The following is a 2915-nucleotide window of genomic DNA, read 5'->3' on the forward strand; positions in this document are numbered from 1 at the left end:
CGACCCGAGTCCCATCCGGCGATCCAGTCGGAGACTACCCTCCCATGGATGACCGCAACGAGGATTGCTGACTGTGTCATCCGGCCCACGCGCTGGCGAGCATCGCTGTCCAAGACCAAAGCAGCTATGTGATTCATATGAGACGGCACGCGGCCAATTTGAGACGTTCGACGGCAACGCTTAAACTGTTGACAATCATTGCTCCCTGACACGCACCGAACAAAATGAGCGCAATTGAACTGTTGAGACCTACGACCGCATTGCTGCCGAGCTACGTTTCGGCTCTTGAGACGGGATGGTCACCTGACAATGTTCGTAAAGAGGTCGCTGCGCGCGAACAATTGCACGCTATCGAAGTGAGCCCGGAGGCATTTGTCGACGGCCTGGACGATCCAACCGCGTCGGGCGGTCCGATTCCTTTGCCCGATGGCTCGACCGTCGCCCGTCTGCCAAGCATTGTCCGATGGATTTGGGACGGCGATGTTAGCGGCGCAATCGGATTTCGTTGGCAGACCGGGACCACCGAATTGCCGCCGAACGTGCTCGGACATATCGGCTTCTCTGTCGTGCCGTGGAAGAGAGGCAACGGCTACGCCAGGCAGGCGCTCAATTTGATGCTCGGCGAAGCGAGGCGACAGGGTTTGTCCTACGTCGAGCTAACGGTTGACCCCGAAAATATAGCTTCGCAGCGGGTTATCGCAGCATGCAATGGTGTCTTGATCGAGCGCTTCCGAAAGACGGCGGCCTATGGACTCGCTGAGTCTCTTCGCTGCCGCATTGAACTAGGTCACTGACGAACCCGCCGAGCCCTCTTCGGCCATATACGGCCAAGCGGCATACCTCCGTGAATTGCTGACAATCGCTATCTGAAGCGTCGCCAGTCGCGAATCGGACATGTATGTCGTCCACTAGCGAAACGCCAGCGTCTGGAGGCATGCATCTAATTTCGGCAAAAAATTGTTGAGGTAGCATCATCGAACTCAATAGGGGGAAGACGTTGTTTCGGGGAATCAAATCTCACATAAACGCAATTGGCGTCCCTCTTGCCCGTCTGCTTCTCAGCGATCTGCTGAGGATCTTGGCAGAAATGGTTGGCTACATCACGCTCCCTTGGTGGATCGTTCATCTGGGTGGCGCACATGAATTGGCAATCTACAGCGTAAGCATTGCCGTCACCACGATTTTTGCAATGCCACTACTTTCGCCTCTTGGGGACCGCTACGCAAAGAGGCCGCAGATAGCATGGGGTCTGTGCGCCCTGATGGTCGTCGCCTTTACCCTCGCTACGCTCGCGTCCCTGTCCGACTACCGGCTTATGCTGATCGTCTGCATAGGCATGGTGACGGTTATCGCGAAAGCTTTCATCGATCCGGCTAGCTCCACCATTTCGGCTGAACTTGTTCCGGCGGATCGTTTGGCCAAAGTGCTTCGTCTTCGTAAATCGACGCAGGCGGCTGGCCGTGCCTTAGGACCCGCATTGGCTGGCGCGACTCTGGCGTTGGGCGGTATCGCCGCAACATTTTGGATGAACGGCATTTTGCTCGGCGTCGCTGCCTACGTGACCTGGCAGCTTCCATCGCATACTCAGCCTAACGAACGCAATCGCGGTTTAGCCCGTTGGTGGGAAGACCTGCGCGCCGGACTGCATGCTAAATGGATCGTCCCGTTGGAGCGCGGCTGGACGCTTGTCAATTTCTTCGTTTGGATATTCCAGGGCCCTGCAGTCGGCATGCTGATCCCGCTCAAAGTTCAATCACTTGGGCTATCGGGTCTTTGGCTAGGTGCTAGCGAAGCGGCCTTATCTTTAGGTTTGCTTCTCGGCAGTTTTCGTGGTTCTGATGCGTTGGTCAGTCGTTTCGGCCGATTCAATGTCAGGGTAGGGGCCGCCATGTGCGAAGGGCTGGCGCTTGCTGCTTCGGGCTGGGCGCACTCACCCATCGTTCTCATACTGGCGTTTACATGTGTGGGTTTCGCCAATGCATCGATGGGGCTCGTCGGCGCGACGCACCGTTCATTGGCTATCCCGCAGAACTTCCGCGTTCGCATTCTCGCTGCCAGCATGATGACTACGCAGATTGCGGGCATTCTTGGGCCAATGATCGCAGGTGCTGCGCTCACGCATTGGGCGGTGGGCGAGGTCTATACATGCTTCGGCTTTGCCACTTGTTTGCTCGCTTTCGGTTTTGTCCTGATACCGCGATCGCGAGAATTCTTTGCGCTCAACCACGATCAGGTGAAAGATTGGTTTCGTCACGAATATCCCCAGGCATTCAAAACATCTGCGGTGCCCGAATCGAAACAAACTACGTAGATCCCAACGCGGCAAGTCTCGGGAAACGCCACGTGTATGTGCGGATCGGACTTGCCCGAGACACGATCGAGTGACCGCTTTGTAGAAAGCTAGTCGACCGCTCAGGGTCGGGTGCTGCCGAACGCAGACGGGCAACGCCGAAGCATGTATGCCAATCGCATGAGTCGGCACGCGGCCAACTCCGCTCAGTCGACGCCGCTACCAAATTGGCGACAATCAGAGAAAATTCCGGTCGTTCAAGGCACAACGTCGAGTTCACTTCCTAACGTCAGCCAGACCGTGTCGCCGGACGGTCCCTTTCGAGCAGCCCGTATAACGCGCTATCCGACACCTCATCGCCAACTATCCAGCGATCGCGCAACAGCACCTCACGGACAAATCCAAGTCGTTCGAGAAGACGCGCCGAAGCTACATTGCGCGGGTCGATATCCGCCTCAATCCGACGCAAATTTAGCGTGCCGAACGCGTGCTCGATTAGTGCGGAAGCCGCCTCATTCATATATCCGTTCCTCCAATGCACGCGTTGCAGACTAAAGCCTATTTCCGCGCGTTGACATTGCTCGTCCGCATGAAAGAGCATGCAAGTGCCGAGCAATTCGCTGGT

General features: G+C 56.6%; 3 protein-coding genes. 2 read left to right on the forward strand and 1 reads right to left on the reverse strand.

Going from position 1 to position 2915, the window contains the following annotated elements; all coding sequences use genetic code 11:
• Positions 1 to 224 precede the first annotated feature (224 nt).
• Together F759_RS0135400 and F759_RS39910 are read left to right on the forward strand one after the other, a co-directional pair.
• Positions 225 to 794, forward strand: coding sequence for a GNAT family N-acetyltransferase (locus tag F759_RS0135400; protein ID WP_036026288.1), 570 nt, complete (start codon positions 225 to 227; stop codon positions 792 to 794).
• A gap of 281 nt (positions 795 to 1075) precedes the next feature.
• Positions 1076 to 2311 (forward strand): MFS transporter, encoded by a 1236-nt coding sequence (locus F759_RS39910; RefSeq protein ID WP_274533513.1) that lies wholly within the window; start codon positions 1076 to 1078, stop codon positions 2309 to 2311.
• Between the two features lie 268 nt (positions 2312 to 2579).
• On the opposite strand, the gene F759_RS0135410 is transcribed toward F759_RS39910, so the two are convergent.
• Positions 2580 to 2915, reverse strand: a 336-nt coding sequence (locus F759_RS0135410) for a GNAT family N-acetyltransferase (protein WP_027803907.1), incomplete at its 5' end; no start/stop codon positions are given.

The organism is Paraburkholderia dilworthii (assembly GCF_000472525.1).
Lineage (GTDB): Bacteria > Pseudomonadota > Gammaproteobacteria > Burkholderiales > Burkholderiaceae > Paraburkholderia > Paraburkholderia dilworthii.